Raw genomic sequence first — 19,576 nt, 5'->3', positions numbered from 1 at the left:
GGGAGATATTAAATATCTGTCTAATCTGTTTAGCTTAGGAGTTTCAGGGTATGATATAAATTACTAGAGAAAGGAGCAAAAGATTATGATTTGGTCAATTATTATTGGAGGGTTTATAGGATTTATCTCGGGAGCAATTACTAAAAAAGGTGGCTCAATGGGGATAATAGCAAATGTTATTGCCGGTCTATTAGGTTCATCAGTGGGTCAATCATTGTTTGGAACTTGGGGACCTACTCTTGCAGGAATGGCATTAGTTCCTTCTATCTTAGGGGCAGTTATTGTAGTTGCTGTGGTGTCTTTTTTCTTTGGGAAAAAATAATAAGCAATAGTTTAAGTATTTTGTTAAACAATAGAGTTTGAATGTAAATAATATTTTTAAGGAAAGGAAGTATCATAATGTCAATTCAAGAAAAAATCAATCAAGCAAAAGGTGCAGTAAAAGAGGGCGTAGGTAAGGTAACCGGTGATATAAGAATGGAACAAGAAGGAGTTACAGAAAAAGTAGCTGCCAAAGTAAAAAATGTTGCCAAGGATGTTAAAGAGGGCGTAGGTAAGGTAACCGGTGATATAAGAATGGAACAAGAAGGAGTTACAGAAAAAGTAGCTGCCAAAGTAAAAAATGTTGCCAAGGATGTTAAAGAGGGCGTAGGTAAGGTAACCGGTGATATAAGAATGGAACAAGAAGGAGCTACAGAAAAAGTAGCTGCAAAAATAAAAGATGTTGCCAAGGATGTTAAAGATGCTGTAGAAGGAACAATCGATGGTGTTAAGAACAGCATCAACAAAAAGGAAGAATAAATTGAACATCTTGGTGGAGTCATGATGGTGAATTGTATCACTGTAATCAGTATTCTTTTATGATTTCTTAGAAGTCTGGCATACCTTGGTTTTGGTATGACGATTAAGATGGAACGGATATTCTTATCTTTAGATCTATCGAATATGCCTACTATTTTCAAAATAGGAGTTTGTGGAGAGAATTTGTAAATATTTTTCTGAAATTCCTAATTGGGAGAAGATAAGTAACAAATACCAAAAGTCAGAGTATAGTAGTTGAAAGAAAGTAGTTATGCTTTATGAAAGTGTAGATTTCAAAACGGACATCTGTCCAAGTTTTGGAACTGCACTTTTTTATTTAGGTTGGCATCAGAATTTGCGGGAGATAAGACAAATATAAACCCGAATGAAGAATAAAAGTTAATAAGTAGAAGAGGATACGAATGTTAATGGATAGTAGATAAGTAGATAATAGAAATAGAATAGTTACAAAAGATAGTCCATTATTCATCATGAACAGGAAGAACGGAATAAGAGAAAGAATATATTTATGAAGATGGTAAGTTGGATTGTTTTCATTGTTGAAAGATGTTTGTTGTGGAGCGTTATAATTGAATTTTTATGTTTGTACGAATATAATAGAGTTACAGTTTTCATATCGAAGTGAGAGGAGAGATGATAATGGAAAACAAGAGAGTGAAACTGTATTACTGGTTATTTTTGCTGATTGGGAGTTTTACAATAGGAGTGTCGAGTGGATATTATCATTGGGAAAAATGGATAAAATATTTGGTATTTGCGATATGGTTGATTATTTTGATGTGGTTGCTGATTGGGATTAACTTCTTATGGTATAAGAAACTTTCTAAAGAGTTGTCGAATATGTCTCGTATTTTGGTGGAAGAAGGAAATGTGGAGCTTTTTTTGGAAGAGAACGATAGACTGCTAAAGGACAAAAAATCAAAGCAACTCCAATCAATTTACAAAATCAATCAGTCAGTAGCCTGTTGCTATAAAGATGAGTTTGATATTGCAGAAGAATATTTGGAACAAGTTGTGCCGAAATCATTGATACCTGTTAGTCGTGCAGTATATTTTGCAGATTTGGCATGGGTGAAAATGAATCTTGGAAAGATTCAGGAGGCAGTTGTAATTTTGCACGAGCATGAAAAACTGTTGTCGGATATGCGCAAAGTGGATGAAACATTAGACACTTTATTACTGATGATGGAAGTCAAAGAATCTATTTTTAACAAGGACTTTGAGAAGGCAAAATTGACATTTTCAGAAGTAAAAGAAAGAGAAATCCCTTACAATGAAAAAGATATTCGTAAGTTGGAGTGTGAGTTGCAAGAGGGAACTCACTACAATGATACGAAAACGGAATGAAATTGTCTTATTGAGAGTTCAAAAATGCTTTAGTGAACGCTTTTTTTGAAACGGTGTGAGAAAAAATCATGAAATGCACGGAGCCCATCAGAGCAAAAAACTCCGTTGTAATTTGAAATTGCAATGAGATAATATGAGGAATAGAGAATCGGATGAAGCCGAAAATCAGATGAGTAATATCAGAGGAGTAATAAAGAACAGATAATTGATAAAGAGGATGATAGCTTGAAACAGTTGATAGAAGTTGCCATTTTAAGCAGAGGTAGCGGAATTTATACAAAATTTGATTATTATGCAGATTCTTGTGTTCAAATCGGACAGAGGGTGGAGATTCCGTTTGGAAAAGGAAGTTCGGTTGCACTTGGAATGGTGGTTGGAATTGACAAAGCACCTGCGCAAGATATGGAATACAAGGAAGTATTGCGATGTATTGATGAAACACCGATTGTAGATCAGGCGATATTGGAGATTTCAAAAGGGATTGCAGAGGAGTATCTCTGTTCTTTTCAAGATGCTGTCGGATTGTTTTTACCCAAGGGAGAAAAGGCGACATTTGACAAAACAAAGACTGTCCTTTCTTTAGCAACACAGGAACAATGGAAGGAATATCTTTCATCTCAGAGAAAAAATGCTTACATTAAGTTGGAATTGGCAAAAAGATTGTCACAAGTAGGAGAGTTATCATGGGAAGAGATTCGAAATGATATTACACCTCATCCTTCTTCTGCGATTCAACAAATGGAAGAAAAGGGACTTGTGAAGGTCATTGTTCAGGAACACAATGAGTTTGAACAAAAAAAACTGCAGTGGATTCCGGCAGCAAATCTCATGTTCAGCAAAGAACAGAGCCATGTGATTGAAACTATTTGGAATCATTCAACAGAAAGTCGAAGAAAAACCTATTTGATTCATGGAATTACAGGTTCGGGTAAAACGGAAATCTATATTGAATTGATACGAAGAACTCTTCAACAAGGAAAGCAAGCTATTGTGTTAGTACCCGAAATTTCCCTTACTCCACAGATGATAGAACGATTCCAAAAGATTTTTGGAGATAGAGTTGCGTTTTTGCACAGTGCTTTAACGGAAAAAGAGAAAAAAATTCAGTGGCATAAGATGAAACAGGGTTCTTGTTCCATTGCTATCGGACCACGTTCGGCACTGTTTGTACCTTTTTGGAATTTAGGAATCATTATTGTAGACGAGTGTCATGAGGATACTTATCATTCTGAGATGACACCGAGGTATGATGCAGTAGAAGTTGCAAAAAAATTAGGGGAGTTTCGAAATGCGACAGTTGTATTAGGTTCTGCAACTCCTACAATTGAACAGTTATACGCTTGTGAAAACGGTAGTATGACTCGTTTGAACTTAGAAAATCGTGTCAATGGTGCAATTCTTCCTGAAATATCCATTGTGGATATGAGAGAAGAGTTGAGAAATGGGAACAATTCCATGTTCAGCGGATATCTTTCGTTTCGGATTCGAGAGACACTTGAAAAAGGAGAACAGGTGTTGTTATTTTTGAATAAGCGAGGATTTTCCAAAAGTTTGACTTGTACAGACTGTGGTTATGTTCACAAATGCCCCAACTGCGACATTACCTTGACTTATCACAAAGAGAACAATGTATTGAAATGTCACTACTGCAATTATCAGATGAAGTTTGACAGAACTTGTCCTGATTGTGGGGGGGTGTTGAAAGATATTTCCTTTGGGACACAAAAGATTCAAGAATTGATTGAGGAAGAATTTGAAAATGCGAAAGTGATTCGCATGGATAAAGATACCACAGAGAAGAGAGGTCAACAGGAACAATATTTGAAGTCGTTTGAACGAGGAGAAGCGAATGTTCTGATTGGAACACAGATGATAGGGAAAGGACTCAACTTTCCCAATGTGACATTAGTAGGAATTTTACAAGCGGATCAGGGAATGGATATGCCGGATTATCGTGGTAGTGAAAAAGTGTTTCAAATGTTGGAACAGGTATCAGGACGTGCCGGAAGATTTGAGAAACGGGGAGAGTCTGTTATTCAGACTTATCGAACGGAAAACAGTCTGTTTCATTATCTTGTTGAACGAGATTATGACGGTTTTTACAAGGAGGAGCTTGCGATTCGAAAGGCTTTTTGTTATCCTCCGTATGGACGTATTTTTCGTATTGTGGTAAGTTCCGTTTCGTTGGACGACAGTGCGGAAACGGCAAAGAGATGGGAACAGGCTCTACATTTTTATTTTCAAAAAAAGAATCTACAATCTGATATCTTGGGGCCGGCACCTTGTTTGATTCAGAGATTGGAAAAGAAATACAGATGGCATCTGTTGATTAAAGTAAAAGATTTGGAAGAAGAAACTGTGATTCGAAATATGATTCGGTATCTGCAAACAGTAAAAAGAAATGTGTTGTATGCAAAGAAGAGTATTGTTATTGTCGAAAAAAATCCGAAGAATATTTTGTAGGAATATACTGAAATTTAACTTTATCCTATAAACCTGAAGGGTGATAGAACAATGCGCTAGAAAGCAAGAAATACAGGATAAAAAGTATGATTCATACTGATATGGATTGTGGTAAAGAGATTGGTGTTTTTCTTTGTATAACAGGATTGGAAGTACGTGAGAAATACGCAATAGGCAAGCAACAGATTAGAATCTATGCTATCATAATGTAATTGAGTGATGACAATCGAAATAGGAAGTTGGAAATTCAGTATATCAGAAATTCTGAAGTTATAAAGAGAGATGACGACGGTATCAAGATTGTAGGACGGTATTTTGTGGTATAATACAGTACAGTTACCATATGATGAATACGGGAATTTTATTGGAAACAAATTTATGTAAGAATAAGGTAGAAAAGAGGAATAGATTATGGCGATTAGAGAAGTTCGTACTGATGGAGATGAGGTACTTCGTAAGGTATCCAGACCTGTTACCGAAATGACTCCGAGAATTGAGCAACTGATTGGAGATATGATTGATACCATGTATCAATATGACGGAGTGGGACTTGCAGCACCTCAGGTGGGTGTGTTGCGTAGAGTGATTGTAATTGACGTGGGAGAAGGTCCGATGGTATTTATCAATCCGGAAATTGTTGAGCAATCCGGCGAACAATGTGGACAAGAAGGATGTTTGAGTATCCCAGGAGTATATATGGATGTCAAGAGACCAAACCATGTTGTCGTGACTGCAAAAAATGAAAAGATGGAAGATATTCGAATCGAAGGAGATGAACTGTTGGCAAGAGCTTTGTGCCATGAAATTGATCATCTCAATGGAATTTTGTTCAAGGATATTGCAGAACGAGAATAGAGAGCCATTTTTGTACAATCATGCTGTATGTGATAAGGAAGAAAGTATTGATGATAAGAAACAGAAGGAGAAACTATGCGAGTAATTTTTATGGGAACCCCTGAATTTGCAGTAGCGTCGTTGGAAGTTTTGCATGATAGAAAAGATGATGTCGTTTTGGTAGTCTCTCAACAGGACAAACCGAAGGGGAGAGGAAAAAAACTGGTTTCAACACCGGTGAAACAAAAAGCGTTAGAGTATGGATATGAGGTCTATCAACCGGCAAAGGTAAAAGATGCAGAAAGTATTGCTCTTTTGAAATCGTTGGAGCCTGATGTGATTGTTGTTACTGCTTATGGACAAATTCTGTCACAAGAATTGTTGGATATACCAAAATATGGATGTATCAATGTACATGCTTCTTTGTTACCGAAGTATCGTGGTGCAGCTCCAATGCAATTTGCATTACTTCATGGAGAACAAAAAACGGGAATTACCACAATGATGATGGACGTCGGATTGGATACAGGAGATATGTTGGTTAAGGAAGAAGTGGAATTAACGGAAGATGATACATTATCCACTTTGAGCCAAAAGTTGGCTTCAGCGGGCAAAATTGCTTTGCACAAGACATTGGAACTCTTGGAACAGTATGGGGAGGACATTCCACGTGAAAAACAGAATGATGAAGATTCCTGTTATGCATCCATGTTGACAAGAGAGATGGGATACATTGATTGGAGCAAAACTGCAAGAGAAATTAAAAATCAGATTCGTGCGGTAGAAGGTTGGCCGTCTGCCGTTACCTTCTACCGTGGAGAAAAAGTAAAATTGTTCCAAGCTGAGGCAAGTCAAGAAGAGAGTAGAGGCGTTGTTCCCGGAACTATTTCCGAGGTAACAAAAAAATATCTTAAGGTCGCTACGGGTGATGTCTATGTGAAGATTTTTGAAGTGCAATTTCCAAATAAAAAAAGGATGGAAGTAACTGCGTATTTACTTGGAAATACAATAGAAGAAGGCGAAATTTTTACAAATTATCCTAATAAATAACGACTCTTTTTAATATAATCTATTGTAGTTGGATAGTTGAAAACATGATATTATTTTCTTGGAAAGAAGTGATATCTGATATAGGGGGTAGAAAGTAATGTATCCATATTTTTATTATGATTCAACAATGATTTTTTTGATTCCGTCTATCTTGTTAACTTTATATGCGCAACATAAAGTGAGATCGGCCTATGAGAGATATCTTCGTGTTCCGACAAGAAACGGATATACAGGTGCACAGACAGCACGAGCAATTTTGGATAAAAACGGTTTACGAAACGTGGAAGTACAGCTGGTACCTGGTACTTTGACCGATCATTACAATCCGGGAACAAGAATTTTGAGATTATCAAATGAAGTGTATTATGGAACGACAGTAGCATCCAATGCAATTGCGGCACATGAAGTGGGACATGCAATTCAACATGCCCACCATTATTTTCCGTTGGATTTTAGAAACAAAATCGTTCCTGTTGTAAATGTTGCAAGTAATTTAGCTTGGTTTTTCATTATTGGAGGACTAGTTATTTCTTCTCTGAACGGTTTGTTGACAATAGGAATTTTGATGTTTTGCATGGCAGTATTATTTCAAATTATCACCTTACCGGTGGAGTTTGATGCGAGTAGGAGAGCATTGGTAGAATTGAAACAGGAACAAATTTTGTCCGAATCGGAAATCAGAGGAGGTAAAGCTGTTTTGGATGCAGCAGCTTTGACTTATGTAGCAGCTGCAGCGAGTGCAGTGAGTCAATTGCTTCGATTGATGTATATTCAAAATAATCGTCGAAGATAACAATACAAAATAAAATCAATTAAAAAAATATAATAAGCAAAAAGGATTGGCAAAATAGAAGCCAATCCTTTTTGCTTTTATATGAATTGCTAAGAATGTTGAATAATTCAATTATTTCATATTTATGGTTAAGTATTTTGATTATCCTATAGTGTGATACTGTTTAACAAGAATATTGTAACATATTGAGAAGATATGGAAATTTAATGATAGAGAAAAACAACTCTGTCAAGAAAATCATACAGGATGAGATAGAATGTAGGAGAGTAGAGTTATCAATAGGGTATTAAGTCGTATCAACAAAAAGATAAGTGGGAAATCAATGTAATCAAAAAAGAGTGAAATTATTTCCAACTAACAAAATCACTCTTTATCATGACTTATTTATTTTTGATTGCGAAACATACGAAAGATTCCTGTCTTAATTTCAAAAATATAGTCCTCTTTTTGTGGCATATCAGACTGCTCGGCATATTTGACAGCAAGTTCGTTGTCATAAGGAACTCTTACAAACTCCATACTGAACGGTGCGTCAGTTGGATTGTTGAGTTCTCCGTGCAAGATAACATAAGGAGACGTTGTAGCGTCAAGCGGATTTCCGGCACTTCCCGTATTAAATAATATCTTTTTTTGAAACGATTTTTGAAATGTGTAGTGAATATCTCCATATCCGACAATGTCTGCATTTTTTTGGATAGCAAACTCAGGGTTATCTCTTTCGTAAAGGAACATTTCATCAATATGTTCTTGATTGGTCAGTTGGTAGAGTCGTTTGTATAAATCAAACGGATGTGCATGAAACAATCGCACAATACGTCCACTCAAATAGAAATCAATCACCTTCGGCAAAGAAGCAAGATAGTCTTTGCTTTCTTCTGATATAACTTGTCGATACCAAGAAATTGGCATACCATCTTTTGGAGAGTAGAGCAAAAAATCATCCCAGTTTCCCAAAACGGATTGTGTGCAGTATTTCTTGCATAGAGCGATGGTTTCATTGGGGTTTGGCCCTTTTCCGACAAAGTCCCCCAAACAATAGATAGTAGAGATCGCTCTTTCTTCAATATCCTCTAAGATTGCTTCCAGCGCCGGGATGTTTCCGTGTACATCTGAAAAAATGGCAATTTTGTCCAAAGTAAGTCCTCCGTTATTTGTTTAGCAAGTTCGGTAAATATCAAATGTCGGTAATTGCGTTCCCCATCGAAGTACATCTTAAACGATTGCAAAATTTTTTGTGAAACTCCTACATACAAGTTACCAACTGTTCTTTCCATCCTATCACAAATACTTCTGATTTTAAATACAAGGATGTAATTATATGATTCTTTCTTTCAACTGTCTGATTGTATCGTTATTTTGAGTTGTGATTCATACCTTCCATTCCTTTATCCGAATCGATGATATGCTCTCTTTTTCCAATTAAGGAATGAAAGAGGTTGGATGTGTTTCAGATTAGGCTACACGGTGATTAGCCGGTGATTTCGTATTTCATTACAAAATAGAGTATACTTGTTTCATATAATAATATGATTTTGTAAGAAAATTGTAAGATTTCGTAAGATTGTTTTTTAAGAATCCTATGTTAAGATAACTGTAATAGATATCTTAAACAAGTAAGAAAAAATTTTTTCGATAGTAATAAAAATCCCGGGAGGTATTGTATGAATACGGAGACAATATTAGTAGTAGATGATGATGTTGAAATTGCTAAGTCCATTCAACTGTATTTGAACAGCCAAAATTATAAGGTGTTGGTTGCTCACGACGGACAAGAGGCGTTGGACTTGTTTCACAACCAAAAAATAGATTTGATATTGATGGATATTATGATGCCGAGGAAAAATGGAATTGATACCACGATGTTAATTCGCCAAGAAAGTATCATACCGATTATTATATTGTCTGCAAAGTCTGAGTATACCGACAAAATTATGGGGTTGAACATCGGTGCGGACGATTATATCACAAAACCTTTCAATCCGATGGAGTTGATTGCAAGAGTTAATTCTGTACTTAGAAGATATAGTCGATATGGAGGAAGATACAGCGAAGAGACGGAGCAGAGCATCCGTATCGGAGGAGTTGAACTGAACAAAGAGACAAAACAGATTTTTGTAGATGAAGAAGAAGTGAGAATCACACCCTTAGAATACAAAATTATGTTGTTGCTGATGAGTTACCCGGGAAAAGTATTTTCGATTGATGAAATATACGAACAGGTCTGGAAAGAACCTGCCTACAATCCTGAAACAGTGACCGTTCATATTCGAAGAATTCGTGAAAAAATAGAAATAAATCCGAAAGAACCGAGATACCTCAAAGTGGTGTGGGGAATCGGATACAAATTTGAAAAAATCAATACGACTTCTGATATGGATTGATAGTGATTCGTGGAATAAGAAGGAATGAGTTTTTGAAGATAATACACATCGTTGCATAATGACGGCAAAACACTTTGTAGAAATCGGAAGTTATGTGATGTGACGGCAGTTATCATTTGAAGAGTTGAAATACAGGAAAATTTTGGATGAAAATTTTGGATACAGAAAGAAGGGATAAAGATGAAGGATTCCGAAACATTTGAGAAAAAACAAAAAGAATCGGCACGAGAGCAAGAGTCTTTTGATAAGATGCATGACAAAGAAATGGAACAAGAAACACAGGAAAAAACATTGCAACATGAGAATTCACAAGAGTTTGAACAAGAACATATCATGCAGGTAGAATCCGAAATAGCATCGGAGGAGATTGCATTTTACTCATCAGAGGAAGAAGATAATTTCCTTGAAAATGAGGAACAAGGCGAAGAGTTATCTTTTTTGCAACAATATCGAATCAAAAGTCAAGTAAAGAAACAGAAGTTGAAAGAAGAGGAGTACCACTACAGAACAGAAAAAAAATTACAGTTAGAACGAGAGAAAGAACATGATAAAAAGAAGTTTTTTGCGTCCTCATGGCGTACAGTCTTGGTTATTTTCTTAATCTCCACACTTATCGTAGGAATCTATCCGCTAGGAGTTCGGATAATAGACGGATCTGACAATCAGAAATTAGAGCGTTATCTCAAGACAGATGAATTTATCAGACAAGAATTTAATTCTAATTTGAAAAACAAATTAGAAAAGAGACAGGTACTTCGTGCAGTAGATAAGAATCAGGAACAAAAAGATTTGTTATTGCAACGAATGAATCATCAACGGTCAAGCAGGTACAAACTGGAATATGATGATTTGATGATGATAGAAGGTGCTGATGGAATCAACAATACGGAAAGTCAGGAAAACACTTTATCAAGATACTATATTACAGACTCTTCCAATCATATGATTCAAACAAATATGACAAACAAAGAAATTGAGACATTAGAGAATACACCGAAACTCCTATCGGTTTCCTTTCGGATTGACAGCAAGGGAAGATTAGTTGATTCTAAGATTGACTCAAAATATCCTTCCCTAATTTCGTTCTACAAAAGAGAAGTGTACGATCTATTCGGGAGATATGAACGAAGTATGATGGAAAAGGACGGAATGTATGAGTTGGTCTCTTCCATGTATGATGTGAGTTATTCTCCTCACTTTGAAAATCCAAATTATGGTGTTTCAGAAAGCAGTTCCCGCACAGCAGGTATACTTAGTATATATCATGAAGATGGCTTTGAAATCAATGAGTTTTATTTGAATGGGAATGTTGTCAGAGTCAACGATGAAAAAGAGTTGGAATCTGACAAAAAATTGATTGCAACAATCAATCAAGTTGTAAAACAGTTAGAAACACTTCCGAAAGAAGAAATTTCCGTTACGTTCTATGTGCCGGAAAGTGCACTGGAGGTATTGGAAACAGATGACTATTTCTCTTATTATGATGCAATAATGGAACAGAGGGCAACCTTTATTTTATGTTTGGCGGCAATCGGAATCTTTTTGATGATGTTAATTGCAGGAGTTGTACCGTTCAGACAACAGAGAAATGCAAATATTGTATCCAAATTCAACCACATTCCTTTAGAATTGAAATTATTTGTGACAACAGGAATCTTGGGGATTGTAAGTGGAATATTTCTATTTGGAATACAGGCAACTTCGATAGAAAATGTGACGTATGATTCCAAGGAGTTGACATTGCTTTACAAAATTCTCTTGGGAAATACACTTGAATATTTCGGATATGCCATGATGGTAGCATTTTTGGGACTCCTGTTTGTCTATTTGTATATGACTTATTTGAAATATATCTACTACTGCGGAATCATCGAGGGATTGATTAAAAATTCCATTTTTGGAAGATTCATTTGTTATATTTGCAGAATGATGACAGCACCTTTCAAAAAAATGTATCTTCAAGTTCGTCAATTGCAACAAATTGATTTGGAAGGGTCTTTCAAAAAGAAAGTGATTGGATTATGGTTATTCCCCTGTGTGTTCTTATTTGTTGTGATTGTTTTGTTTGGAATGCGAACTGAAATTGCTATGATTTTGCTACTGGGATATATCGTTCTTGTATTTCGATGGATATATCGTTTCTTGTTGCAATTAGCCTATATCCAAAATTATAGCAAGAAACTTGCCGAAGGGAACTTCAATTTGCAAGCAGATGAAAACATCGGAATTTTTTCCAAAACGGCACAGTATTTGAATCACATCAAGACAGGATTTAAGACAGCATTGGAAGAAGAAGTCAGAAGTCAAAATATGAAAACAGAGCTGATTTCAAATGTGTCACATGACCTCAAGACACCTCTCACCTCTATTATCAACTATTCTGACTTGTTGAAACAACCGAATTTGAGCAAGGAACAACAGGAAGAATATATCGATACCATTCACAAGAAGTCACAACGATTGAAGGTGTTGATAGAAGACTTGTTTGAGGCGAGCAAGGCAAGTAGTGGGAACATCAAACTACAAACCGAACGCTTGGATATCGTATCCGTGTTTCGACAAACCATGGGAGAATTGGAAGAAAAGATACAAACGAGCAAGTTGGACTTTCGTTTGAATTTACCGAAAGAGTCTGTTTATTGCATGATTGACGGACAGAGAACCTATCGCATATTCTCCAATATCATCAGCAATATTACCAAATATTCTTTGGAACATACGAGAGTGTATATTGATGTTGAAAAACAGGACAAGAGTATTATATTCAAGTTCAAAAATATTTCATCCTATGAAATGAATTTTGATGCCGATGAAATTATGGAACGATTCAAACGAGGAGATGAATCAAGAAATACAGAAGGTTCAGGACTGGGGCTTGCGATTGCAAAAAGCTTGACAGAACTGCAAGGTGGAAGTCTTGAGATTGAAATTGACGGAGATTTGTTCAAATTATTCATAAGCTTTCCAACAGAATAGTAGGAAATGATAAGTTCATAGGGCAATAACGGAAAGAAAGAACAGAACTCACATATCATATTACAACAAATGGATAGTTTCTCATAAAGAGAGAGCATCCATTTGTTTGTGATTGGATGGACTACCGGATAAAAGCTGATTCATATCAGTTCCAATCTGTGAAAATAATCTACCTTTTGACTTTTAATAATCAGTATTTCATCATTCTTCACTATACTGTCATTGGATTCATTGACATTTTACAAGTGTATGATATAATTTACTTAACAGAACCTCTCTACGTTTAAGGTAGAATTTTTTACCAGCGGACCACAGAGAGGGCTTTTTTTACATAAAAAGGAGTATTACTTATGGAGTTAAAACCGGCTTTGACTTTTGAGGAACAGATACAACAGTGAAGAGGCGGAAAATCATTCCATTTAATGGAATGATTACTGTAAAAATTTATCAAATGAAATTATTTTACAAAAACTACGATAAAATCACTAAAATCATTTGACAAAAAATAATACAAGTGGTATGATTCAAATGTATTAAAAAATTAGATGATATGTTTCTTCAGGGCAGGGTGCAATTCCCGACCGGCGGTTATAGTCCGCGAGTTTTGAAAAAAACTGAACCTGTGCAATTCAGGTACCGACAGTAGAGTCTGGATGGGAGAAGATTTCTTAGATATGTCACAACAACAATGTTGCTTGTGATGTCTATGTCATTGTGTCAACGATAGCCCGAGAAGAATTCTCGGGCTTTTTTATGACAAATTTTTATTCTTGTAACAAATAGACAAGAGGAAAAGAAGGAAATGATTTTGTAGGAAACAAGAGATACCGAATTGTACTTGGTTATAGAATCCATTTTCTTTTGAAATACAGCGACGGTTTGCAAAGATAAAAATGAAAACAAGAAATTTCTCAAGAAACACAGTCAAAAACATATTTAACAGGAGGAATTTTGCAATGGAACAAACACTAAAAAAATCAAAGGGAAGAGCATTTACTACAAATGCAATGGTTAAAATTTCAATCTTGGGAGTATTGGCATACATTATTATGTTCATTGAAACACCGGTACCGTTTTTTCCACCGTTTCTAAAAATGGACTTTTCTGATTTGCCTGCAATTATCGGGGGATTTGCATTGGGTCCAATTGCCGGATTGACAATTGAATTTATCAAAAATATCCTACACTTTGCAACAAAAAGTGCAACGGGTGGAATCGGAGAATTGGGAAACTTTATTGTAGGTGGAGCATTTGTTGTAACTTCCAGTTATCTGTATAAAAGAACACATACCAAAAAAGGAGCAATGATTGCACTTATCATTGGAACATTATGTATGACTGTAGCAGGTATTGTGATGAACGCAACTGTATTACTTCCATTTTTTGCAAACTTTATGGGTGGAGCAGATCAATTAGTTGCAATGGGACAAGGACTAAACTCAAATATCACAGGAATGTGGACATTTGCACTTTATTTGATAGGACCGTTCAACTTCTTCAAGGGAACAGTGCTTTCTGTAGTGACAGCAGTGCTATACAAAAAAGTATCTCCTTTAATTAAAATGAAATAATCCATTTCTATCACAAGAATGGAGTAAAAAAAAATAAAGAAAAAATGTTGTTTTGATAAAATAAAGAAAAAACAAAGGGACTCTTTCAAAAAGAGAACACCTTTGTTTTTTTTGTGTCGAGATGACGACCTTGTTTTTTACTTACGCATCGGAACGAGCAAATCCGTTTTTCATATTACAACTTGCAGTATAAAGAACTTTGTCCAGCAAATCATTTGTTTTTTCTTGCAACATATCAGCAATTTCTTCGTTTGCTTTTTCACATAGCAACGTTGCGTTGTTTGGATGATTTTTGAATTCTTTGTCATACTTGTGAATCAACTCATGTCCTTTGGATTGTACGGCAAGCTGATATCGTTCGATATGAGAATTACAGGTTGCAAAGTGAGAATCCGCCAATGCTGCCACCAATCGGTTTGCCCAGTAGAAGCTGTCCGTAGTGACAGTTTTGCCTGTATTGTTCAGATAGGTTGGCGTTTTTGTGATATTTACATAGAACGGAACAATTGCATTGAACATATTGCAACCGAATGAAATCCACTCGACAGATTTGATTTCGTCCGGCATATACGGTCTGATTTGAACCAGTCCGAGTACATTGGTACGGCTGATTCCAATCGGACGGAAAGAACCTTTTTTCAGAGGATCGTTATGTTTACCGTAAGGATCATACTCTGTTCCTTGATAGTGGTGAGAAAGAAGATATTTGATTTCTTCTATCGTAATCTTTTTTTCAGGTACTTTTGACCAAGAAAGATTGTCAGAATCCGGACGATAGTCTGCATTTTCACCATCCCAACGATGGGTGGTAGGATTGAGATATCGTTGCACTACCCAAGCACGAGGTGTGTTGTAGGTATGGTCGGAATCTGCATGGCTTCCGAATGCATACCGTGCATTAAAAGAATCTGTAAGAGAAAGATTTAGATGATTGTCCGAAATGAATTCTCTTAAGTCGGAAGAACAAAGATGTTCTGTTTGTTGTCCGAACGCATCGTCTAAATCAAAGTAGTCGATTCCGAATTGGTTTGGCATCACAACATAGGAATCATCCGGTACTTTTTTGGCAATCCAGTGATGTCCTCCAATGGTTTCAAGCCACCATATTTCATCTTCATCTTGGAAAGCAATTCCGTTCATTTCATAGGTACCGTATGTTTCAAGCAAAGAACCTAAGCGCAAGACACCTTCTCTTGCCGAGTTGATGTAAGGAAGTACGATAGTTATGATATCTTCTTCTCCGATTCCGCCGGGACGCTCGGGAATGTAATGTTCATCTCCTTCTTTTCCTTGTGCCGGAATCAAATTTACCAATGGATCTGCACCCAAGACACGTTCGTTAGAAGTCAATGTTTCGGTTGCCGTCATGGAGATGTTTTTCTCATTTACTCCACAAGCTCCCCAAATTCCGTCAACCCCCAGTGCGTCAGGCATAGCGGTATATCGCATTGGATTGTCCGGAAGAGGAATCTCAACATGAGATAGTACAGATTTGTAATTGCGTGGCTGTTCTTCCGGAAGAACAACAATAAATTTTTTTGGTGTAAATACCCCTGATGCGGAATCTTCGTTTCTTGCAACAAGAGTAGAACCGTCATAACTTGCATTTTTTCCAACAAGAAGTGTGGTACAAGCCATAAAATCATCTCCTTTATTCTAAGTTTGTTTGATTGATAAAATATTGGTTGAATTGTGTTTCCTGTTTGAAATCCGTTGCTCTCCCAACTTCTATAAAGAAGAGGAAAATGTGTTTTCATATGATATCAATGCGTATTTACTGATAATACAATTCAATCACTACAGATTTATTATACCATAGATTCAAAAACTACAACCTCACTTTATGATGGTTCTTTCATAAGTCATATAGGATACGACTGCTTGAAAAATTTTTCAAAAAGGAACTTTCAACAGACATTCCAAAATTTCAATGATAAAGAATTTACAATCTTTTTTGGATATGATAGAATTTAGTTCAGATAGAAGTTGCAACGGTGAAGAAGAAGAGTAGAAATAATCCATTTTTTCAAGAGAACCGATGATGGTGGAAATTCGGTAAAATGTTATTTTGAAAGGAACTTTGGAGTTGTGTTTCGAAAGAAAGAGACGCTGTGTAGCGTAACAAGGGTGGAACCGCGGAATGATACTTTCGTCCCTTGGCATTTTTTGCTGAGAGACGGAAGTTTTTTATGTCTATCGAAAAAAGTTTTTGATAGTATGAATCAAACAGCAAAAAATAAATTTGAAAACTATAGATAACAAGAAAGGATGACGACAATGGCAGTAGAAAAAACAATGGAAAAAATTGTTTCTCTTTCTAAATCAAGAGGATTTGTATTTCCGGGTTCAGAAGTGTACGGCGGATTGGCGAATACTTGGGATTACGGTCCGCTTGGAGTGGAACTCAAAAACAATGTAAAAAAAGCTTGGTGGAAGAAGTTTGTTCAAGAAAGTCCTTACAATGTGGGATTAGATGCGGCAATCTTAATGAATCCACAAACTTGGGTAGCATCCGGACACGTTGGTGGGTTCAGTGATCCATTGATTGACTGTAAGAAATGTAAATCCCGTTTTCGTGCTGATAAGATTATTGAAGATTTTATCAAAGAAAACAATGGAGAAGAAATCAATGTAGATGGTTGGGATAATGAAAAATTGGAAGGATTCATTCAAGAAAATCATATAGTTTGTCCGGAATGTGGAGAGTTTGATTATACAGGAATCCGTAAATTCAACTTGATGTTCAAAACATTCCAAGGAGTTACAGAGGATTCTACTGCAGAAATTTTCTTGCGTCCTGAAACTGCACAAGGGATTTTTGTCAACTTCAAAAATGTTCAACGAACTTCTCGTAAGAAAGTTCCGTTTGGAATTGCGCAAATCGGAAAATCTTTCCGTAACGAAATTACACCGGGTAACTTTACATTCAGAACAAGAGAGTTTGAGCAAATGGAGTTAGAATTCTTCTGTGCGCCGGGAGAAGATTTGAAATGGTTTGAATATTGGAAAGAATATTGTAAAAACTTTTTATTGAGCTTGGGAATTCAAGTCGATAACTTGAGATTGAGAGACCATGATCCGGAAGAGTTATCTCACTACAGCAATGCAACAACAGACTTTGAATACAAATTTCCATTTGGATGGGGAGAGTTGTGGGGAATTGCAGACCGTACCGATTTTGACTTGAAACAACATATGGAGCACTCCGGTGTAGATATGAAGTATCAAGATCCGACTACCAATGAAAAATACATTCCATACTGTATCGAACCTTCTTTGGGAGCAGATCGTGTAACATTGGCATTCTTAATCGATGCGTATGATGAAGAAGAATTGGAAGATGGAACAGTTAGAAATGTATTGCGTTTCCATCCTGCTTTGGCACCGTTTAAGGCAGCAATTCTTCCGTTAACCAAGAAATTGTCCGAACCTGCAACAGAGTTGTTCCAAGATTTGGCAAAATACTTCAATGTGGATTTTGATGAAACGGGAAGTATCGGAAAGAGATATCGTCGTCACGATGAGGCGGGAACACCGTTCTGTATCACATTCGATTTTGATTCTTTGGAAGATAAATGTGTTACCGTTCGTAATCGTGATACGATGGAACAAGTTCGTATGCCGATTGCAGAATTGAAGTCTTATATTGAAGAGTCATTACAATTTTAAGAAAGAAATGGCAGAGAAAAAAACAGATAGCAGAGAATTCTGCTATCTGTTTCACGTTACGGGAAGTTTAAAGTTCTTTTTAGAGAAATATTTTACCTGAATGAAACGATAGAAATGATAAGATAAAAGTGTTATTTTTTTGTTACACTACATCCACGATAGTGTGATAAAATAATATTGAATATATTTTTGTCATCATACAATTTGGAGGGATGGATATGGAACGAAATTTAAAAAAATTTTTGTCAGTGACGCTTGGATCAGTGCTTATGTCCCTTGGATTTTATTTTTTCCTTGTGCCTTCTCGTTTGGTAACGGGTGGAGTAACGGGACTTGCTTTGATTATCAATTCTTTGATACCGAATTTTCCAACCGGAGGATTCATGATTTTAATCAACATCATTTTGTTTATTTTGGCATTTATCTTTATTGGAAAAGAATTTGGCGGATATACGATGTACTCCAGTTTTTTAATTTCAGGACTCATCACATTATTGGAATACTATTTCCCTCATGTTAAACCGTTGACGGACGATTTGTTAATCAATTTGTTATATGGAATCTTAATCAATGGACTGGGATATGCGTTTATTTTCAGTCAAAATGCTTCTACGGGTGGAACAGATATTGTCGCTAAAATTATCAATAAGTTTACAAATATAGATATGGGAAAAGCTTTATTTCTATCCGATTTTTCAATTACTGTATTTGCAGGTGTGATATTTGGACCTAAATTAGGATTGTATGCGTTGCTGGGTATCTTACTAAATTCTATGATTATTGATAAATTGCTTGCCGGTTTCAATGTCAGAATCAATATGACAATCAACAGTGTAAAGAATCGGGAAATCAATGATTACATTCTCCATGAATTGATTCGGGGAACAACCATTTATTATGCAAGAGGTGGATTTTCAAATGATGAAAAGACGATTATCAACACAATTGTCACTAGAAAGGAATACCTTAAAATCAAGCAATTTGTGAAAGAGATTGATCCTTTGGCATTTATTTCTATCAGTTTTGTAAATGAGGTGCTTGGGGAAGGGTTTAGTTACCATCATGAAAACAGACCGAAGAGATAGTATTTTTAAGGAGATAGAAATTTTTGTGGATTTTGAATATAAAAATAAGAGGACGGCGAATAGATATGTTTCATACAATGATTCTTATGATAGTGGCATCGATTATTTTACTAATTGTTTCCACAGTGATGTTTGTTAAAGTGCTTGGTCAAGGTTCAAAGAGGTACGATATTTTTGAGATTGAGGGCAATGAAATGGTTGTGTTGGCCGGAATACCTGTAAGATATCGTCTGAATGATATAGAAATCGTGACATTCTCAAACGATATGGGAAGCTATGGCAGTTTTGTAGGAGTTATGAATATAAAGAAAAAGGATGCTATGTTTGGAAGAAGATTTCTATTTGATGCAAGTACTTACTATAAAAAGTTTGTATTGACGAGTACAAGAGAAGAGATAGATCTTGCAACCGACCTATTGATTGAGAAACTCAAAGGTCACGGGATTGCATACAAGAAGATTGAATATGTGACTGATGAGGAGATTAAGGAGCTCATTGATCAAGTGAATCAAATGGATGATGAATTGGATGAAGAGTAACTCATATCATGGGTACCATATCAAAAACCTCGCTTTTTAATGCGAG

The 19,576-nt window shown here is 36.0% G+C and carries 16 protein-coding genes, 1 riboswitch and 1 other annotated feature; of the genes, 14 read left to right on the top strand and 2 right to left on the bottom strand.

Translation table 11 applies throughout. The annotated features are described in order from the left end of the window. Positions 1–85 precede the first annotated feature (85 nt). The 8 genes from ACO5GE_RS03610 (at position 86) to ACO5GE_RS03575 (ending at position 7,309) form a co-directional block, all read left to right on the top strand. Positions 86–322 carry a GlsB/YeaQ/YmgE family stress response membrane protein gene (locus ACO5GE_RS03610; protein ID WP_484829568.1) on the top strand — a complete coding sequence of 79 codons (237 nt, stop codon included), beginning with the start codon at positions 86–88 and terminating at the stop codon, positions 320–322. A gap of 77 nt (positions 323–399) precedes the next feature. Beyond that, complete coding sequence (locus tag ACO5GE_RS03605; RefSeq protein WP_484829567.1) at positions 400–801, top strand: CsbD family protein; 402 nt, start codon at positions 400–402, stop codon at positions 799–801. Positions 802–1,461: 660 nt separating this feature from the next. After that, positions 1,462–2,169 (top strand): hypothetical protein, encoded by a 708-nt coding sequence (locus ACO5GE_RS03600; RefSeq protein WP_484829566.1) that lies wholly within the window; start codon positions 1,462–1,464, stop codon positions 2,167–2,169. Positions 2,170–2,394: 225 nt separating this feature from the next. Continuing rightward, positions 2,395–4,632 carry a replication restart helicase PriA gene (gene priA / locus ACO5GE_RS03595; RefSeq protein ID WP_484829565.1) on the top strand — a complete coding sequence of 746 codons (2,238 nt, stop codon included), beginning with the start codon at positions 2,395–2,397 and terminating at the stop codon, positions 4,630–4,632. 86 nt (positions 4,633–4,718) lie between these two features. Next, positions 4,719–4,844 carry a hypothetical protein gene (locus ACO5GE_RS03590; protein ID WP_484829564.1) on the top strand — a complete coding sequence of 42 codons (126 nt, stop codon included), beginning with the start codon at positions 4,719–4,721 and terminating at the stop codon, positions 4,842–4,844. A 199-nt stretch (positions 4,845–5,043) separates the two neighbouring features. Then, positions 5,044–5,487, top strand: a complete 444-nt coding sequence (gene def, locus ACO5GE_RS03585) for a peptide deformylase (protein ID WP_484829563.1) — start codon at positions 5,044–5,046, stop codon at positions 5,485–5,487. A 75-nt stretch (positions 5,488–5,562) separates the two neighbouring features. Next, complete coding sequence (gene fmt, locus ACO5GE_RS03580) at positions 5,563–6,516, top strand: methionyl-tRNA formyltransferase (RefSeq protein WP_484829562.1); 954 nt, start codon at positions 5,563–5,565, stop codon at positions 6,514–6,516. A gap of 97 nt (positions 6,517–6,613) precedes the next feature. Continuing rightward, positions 6,614–7,309, top strand: coding sequence for a zinc metallopeptidase (locus tag ACO5GE_RS03575; protein ID WP_484829561.1), 696 nt, complete (start codon positions 6,614–6,616; stop codon positions 7,307–7,309). Between the two features lie 384 nt (positions 7,310–7,693). On the opposite strand, the gene ACO5GE_RS03570 is transcribed toward ACO5GE_RS03575, so the two are convergent. Beyond that, the gene (locus tag ACO5GE_RS03570) at positions 7,694–8,443 is read right to left on the bottom strand and encodes a metallophosphoesterase family protein (RefSeq protein ID WP_484829560.1); all 750 of its coding nucleotides are present in this window, start codon (positions 8,441–8,443) and stop codon (positions 7,694–7,696) included. 527 nt (positions 8,444–8,970) lie between these two features. Between ACO5GE_RS03570 and ACO5GE_RS03565 the strand changes: the two genes are divergently transcribed. From ACO5GE_RS03565 to ACO5GE_RS03555, 3 genes are all read left to right on the top strand, one after another. After that, entirely contained in the window at positions 8,971–9,690 is a 720-nt protein-coding gene (locus tag ACO5GE_RS03565; RefSeq protein WP_484829559.1) for a response regulator transcription factor, read from the top strand. A 180-nt stretch (positions 9,691–9,870) separates the two neighbouring features. Further along, the gene (locus tag ACO5GE_RS03560) at positions 9,871–12,666 is read left to right on the top strand and encodes a sensor histidine kinase (RefSeq protein WP_484829558.1); all 2,796 of its coding nucleotides are present in this window, start codon (positions 9,871–9,873) and stop codon (positions 12,664–12,666) included. Positions 12,667–13,216: 550 nt separating this feature from the next. Then, positions 13,217–13,335, top strand: a riboswitch (FMN riboswitch). Between the two features lie 287 nt (positions 13,336–13,622). Further along, positions 13,623–14,237 carry an ECF transporter S component gene (locus ACO5GE_RS03555; RefSeq protein WP_484829557.1) on the top strand — a complete coding sequence of 205 codons (615 nt, stop codon included), beginning with the start codon at positions 13,623–13,625 and terminating at the stop codon, positions 14,235–14,237. 141 nt (positions 14,238–14,378) lie between these two features. On the opposite strand, the gene ACO5GE_RS03550 is transcribed toward ACO5GE_RS03555, so the two are convergent. Then, positions 14,379–15,875 (bottom strand): C69 family dipeptidase, encoded by a 1,497-nt coding sequence (locus ACO5GE_RS03550; RefSeq protein WP_484829556.1) that lies wholly within the window; start codon positions 15,873–15,875, stop codon positions 14,379–14,381. A gap of 347 nt (positions 15,876–16,222) precedes the next feature. Beyond that, positions 16,223–16,397, top strand: a binding site (T-box leader). A 117-nt stretch (positions 16,398–16,514) separates the two neighbouring features. On the opposite strand from ACO5GE_RS03550, the gene ACO5GE_RS03545 reads away from it, so the two are divergent. The 3 genes from ACO5GE_RS03545 to ACO5GE_RS03535 all read left to right on the top strand — a co-directional run bounded on the left by ACO5GE_RS03545 (position 16,515) and on the right by ACO5GE_RS03535 (position 19,530). Next, a complete protein-coding gene (locus ACO5GE_RS03545; RefSeq protein WP_484829555.1) occupies positions 16,515–17,906 on the top strand; it encodes a glycine--tRNA ligase in 1,392 nt (463 codons plus the stop codon). Positions 17,907–18,124: 218 nt separating this feature from the next. Next, positions 18,125–18,991 (top strand): YitT family protein, encoded by an 867-nt coding sequence (locus ACO5GE_RS03540; RefSeq protein WP_484829554.1) that lies wholly within the window; start codon positions 18,125–18,127, stop codon positions 18,989–18,991. Positions 18,992–19,056: 65 nt separating this feature from the next. After that, positions 19,057–19,530 (top strand): hypothetical protein, encoded by a 474-nt coding sequence (locus ACO5GE_RS03535; protein WP_484829553.1) that lies wholly within the window; start codon positions 19,057–19,059, stop codon positions 19,528–19,530. Positions 19,531–19,576 lie beyond the last annotated feature (46 nt).

The sequence above is a fragment of the Filifactor sp. genome (assembly GCF_057248345.1).
This window is presented reverse-complemented; position numbering and strand designations above follow the sequence as displayed.

What these genes read in the sequence shown, in the direction of transcription:
- ACO5GE_RS03610 (WP_484829568.1), top strand. Translation starts at nt 86, where the DNA reads ATGATTTGGTCAATTATTATTGGAGGGTTTATAGGATTTATCTCGGGA.
- ACO5GE_RS03605 (WP_484829567.1), top strand. Translation starts at nt 400, where the DNA reads ATGTCAATTCAAGAAAAAATCAATCAAGCAAAAGGTGCAGTAAAAGAG.
- ACO5GE_RS03600 (WP_484829566.1), top strand. Translation starts at nt 1,462, where the DNA reads ATGGAAAACAAGAGAGTGAAACTGTATTACTGGTTATTTTTGCTGATT.
- ACO5GE_RS03590 (WP_484829564.1), top strand. Translation starts at nt 4,719, where the DNA reads ATGATTCATACTGATATGGATTGTGGTAAAGAGATTGGTGTTTTTCTT.
- def (WP_484829563.1), top strand. Translation starts at nt 5,044, where the DNA reads ATGGCGATTAGAGAAGTTCGTACTGATGGAGATGAGGTACTTCGTAAG.
- fmt (WP_484829562.1), top strand. Translation starts at nt 5,563, where the DNA reads ATGCGAGTAATTTTTATGGGAACCCCTGAATTTGCAGTAGCGTCGTTG.
- ACO5GE_RS03575 (WP_484829561.1), top strand. Translation starts at nt 6,614, where the DNA reads ATGTATCCATATTTTTATTATGATTCAACAATGATTTTTTTGATTCCG.
- ACO5GE_RS03565 (WP_484829559.1), top strand. Translation starts at nt 8,971, where the DNA reads ATGAATACGGAGACAATATTAGTAGTAGATGATGATGTTGAAATTGCT.
- ACO5GE_RS03560 (WP_484829558.1), top strand. Translation starts at nt 9,871, where the DNA reads ATGAAGGATTCCGAAACATTTGAGAAAAAACAAAAAGAATCGGCACGA.
- ACO5GE_RS03555 (WP_484829557.1), top strand. Translation starts at nt 13,623, where the DNA reads ATGGAACAAACACTAAAAAAATCAAAGGGAAGAGCATTTACTACAAAT.
- ACO5GE_RS03550 (WP_484829556.1), bottom strand. Translation starts at nt 15,875, where the DNA reads ATGGCTTGTACCACACTTCTTGTTGGAAAAAATGCAAGTTATGACGGT.
- ACO5GE_RS03545 (WP_484829555.1), top strand. Translation starts at nt 16,515, where the DNA reads ATGGCAGTAGAAAAAACAATGGAAAAAATTGTTTCTCTTTCTAAATCA.
- ACO5GE_RS03540 (WP_484829554.1), top strand. Translation starts at nt 18,125, where the DNA reads ATGGAACGAAATTTAAAAAAATTTTTGTCAGTGACGCTTGGATCAGTG.
- ACO5GE_RS03535 (WP_484829553.1), top strand. Translation starts at nt 19,057, where the DNA reads ATGTTTCATACAATGATTCTTATGATAGTGGCATCGATTATTTTACTA.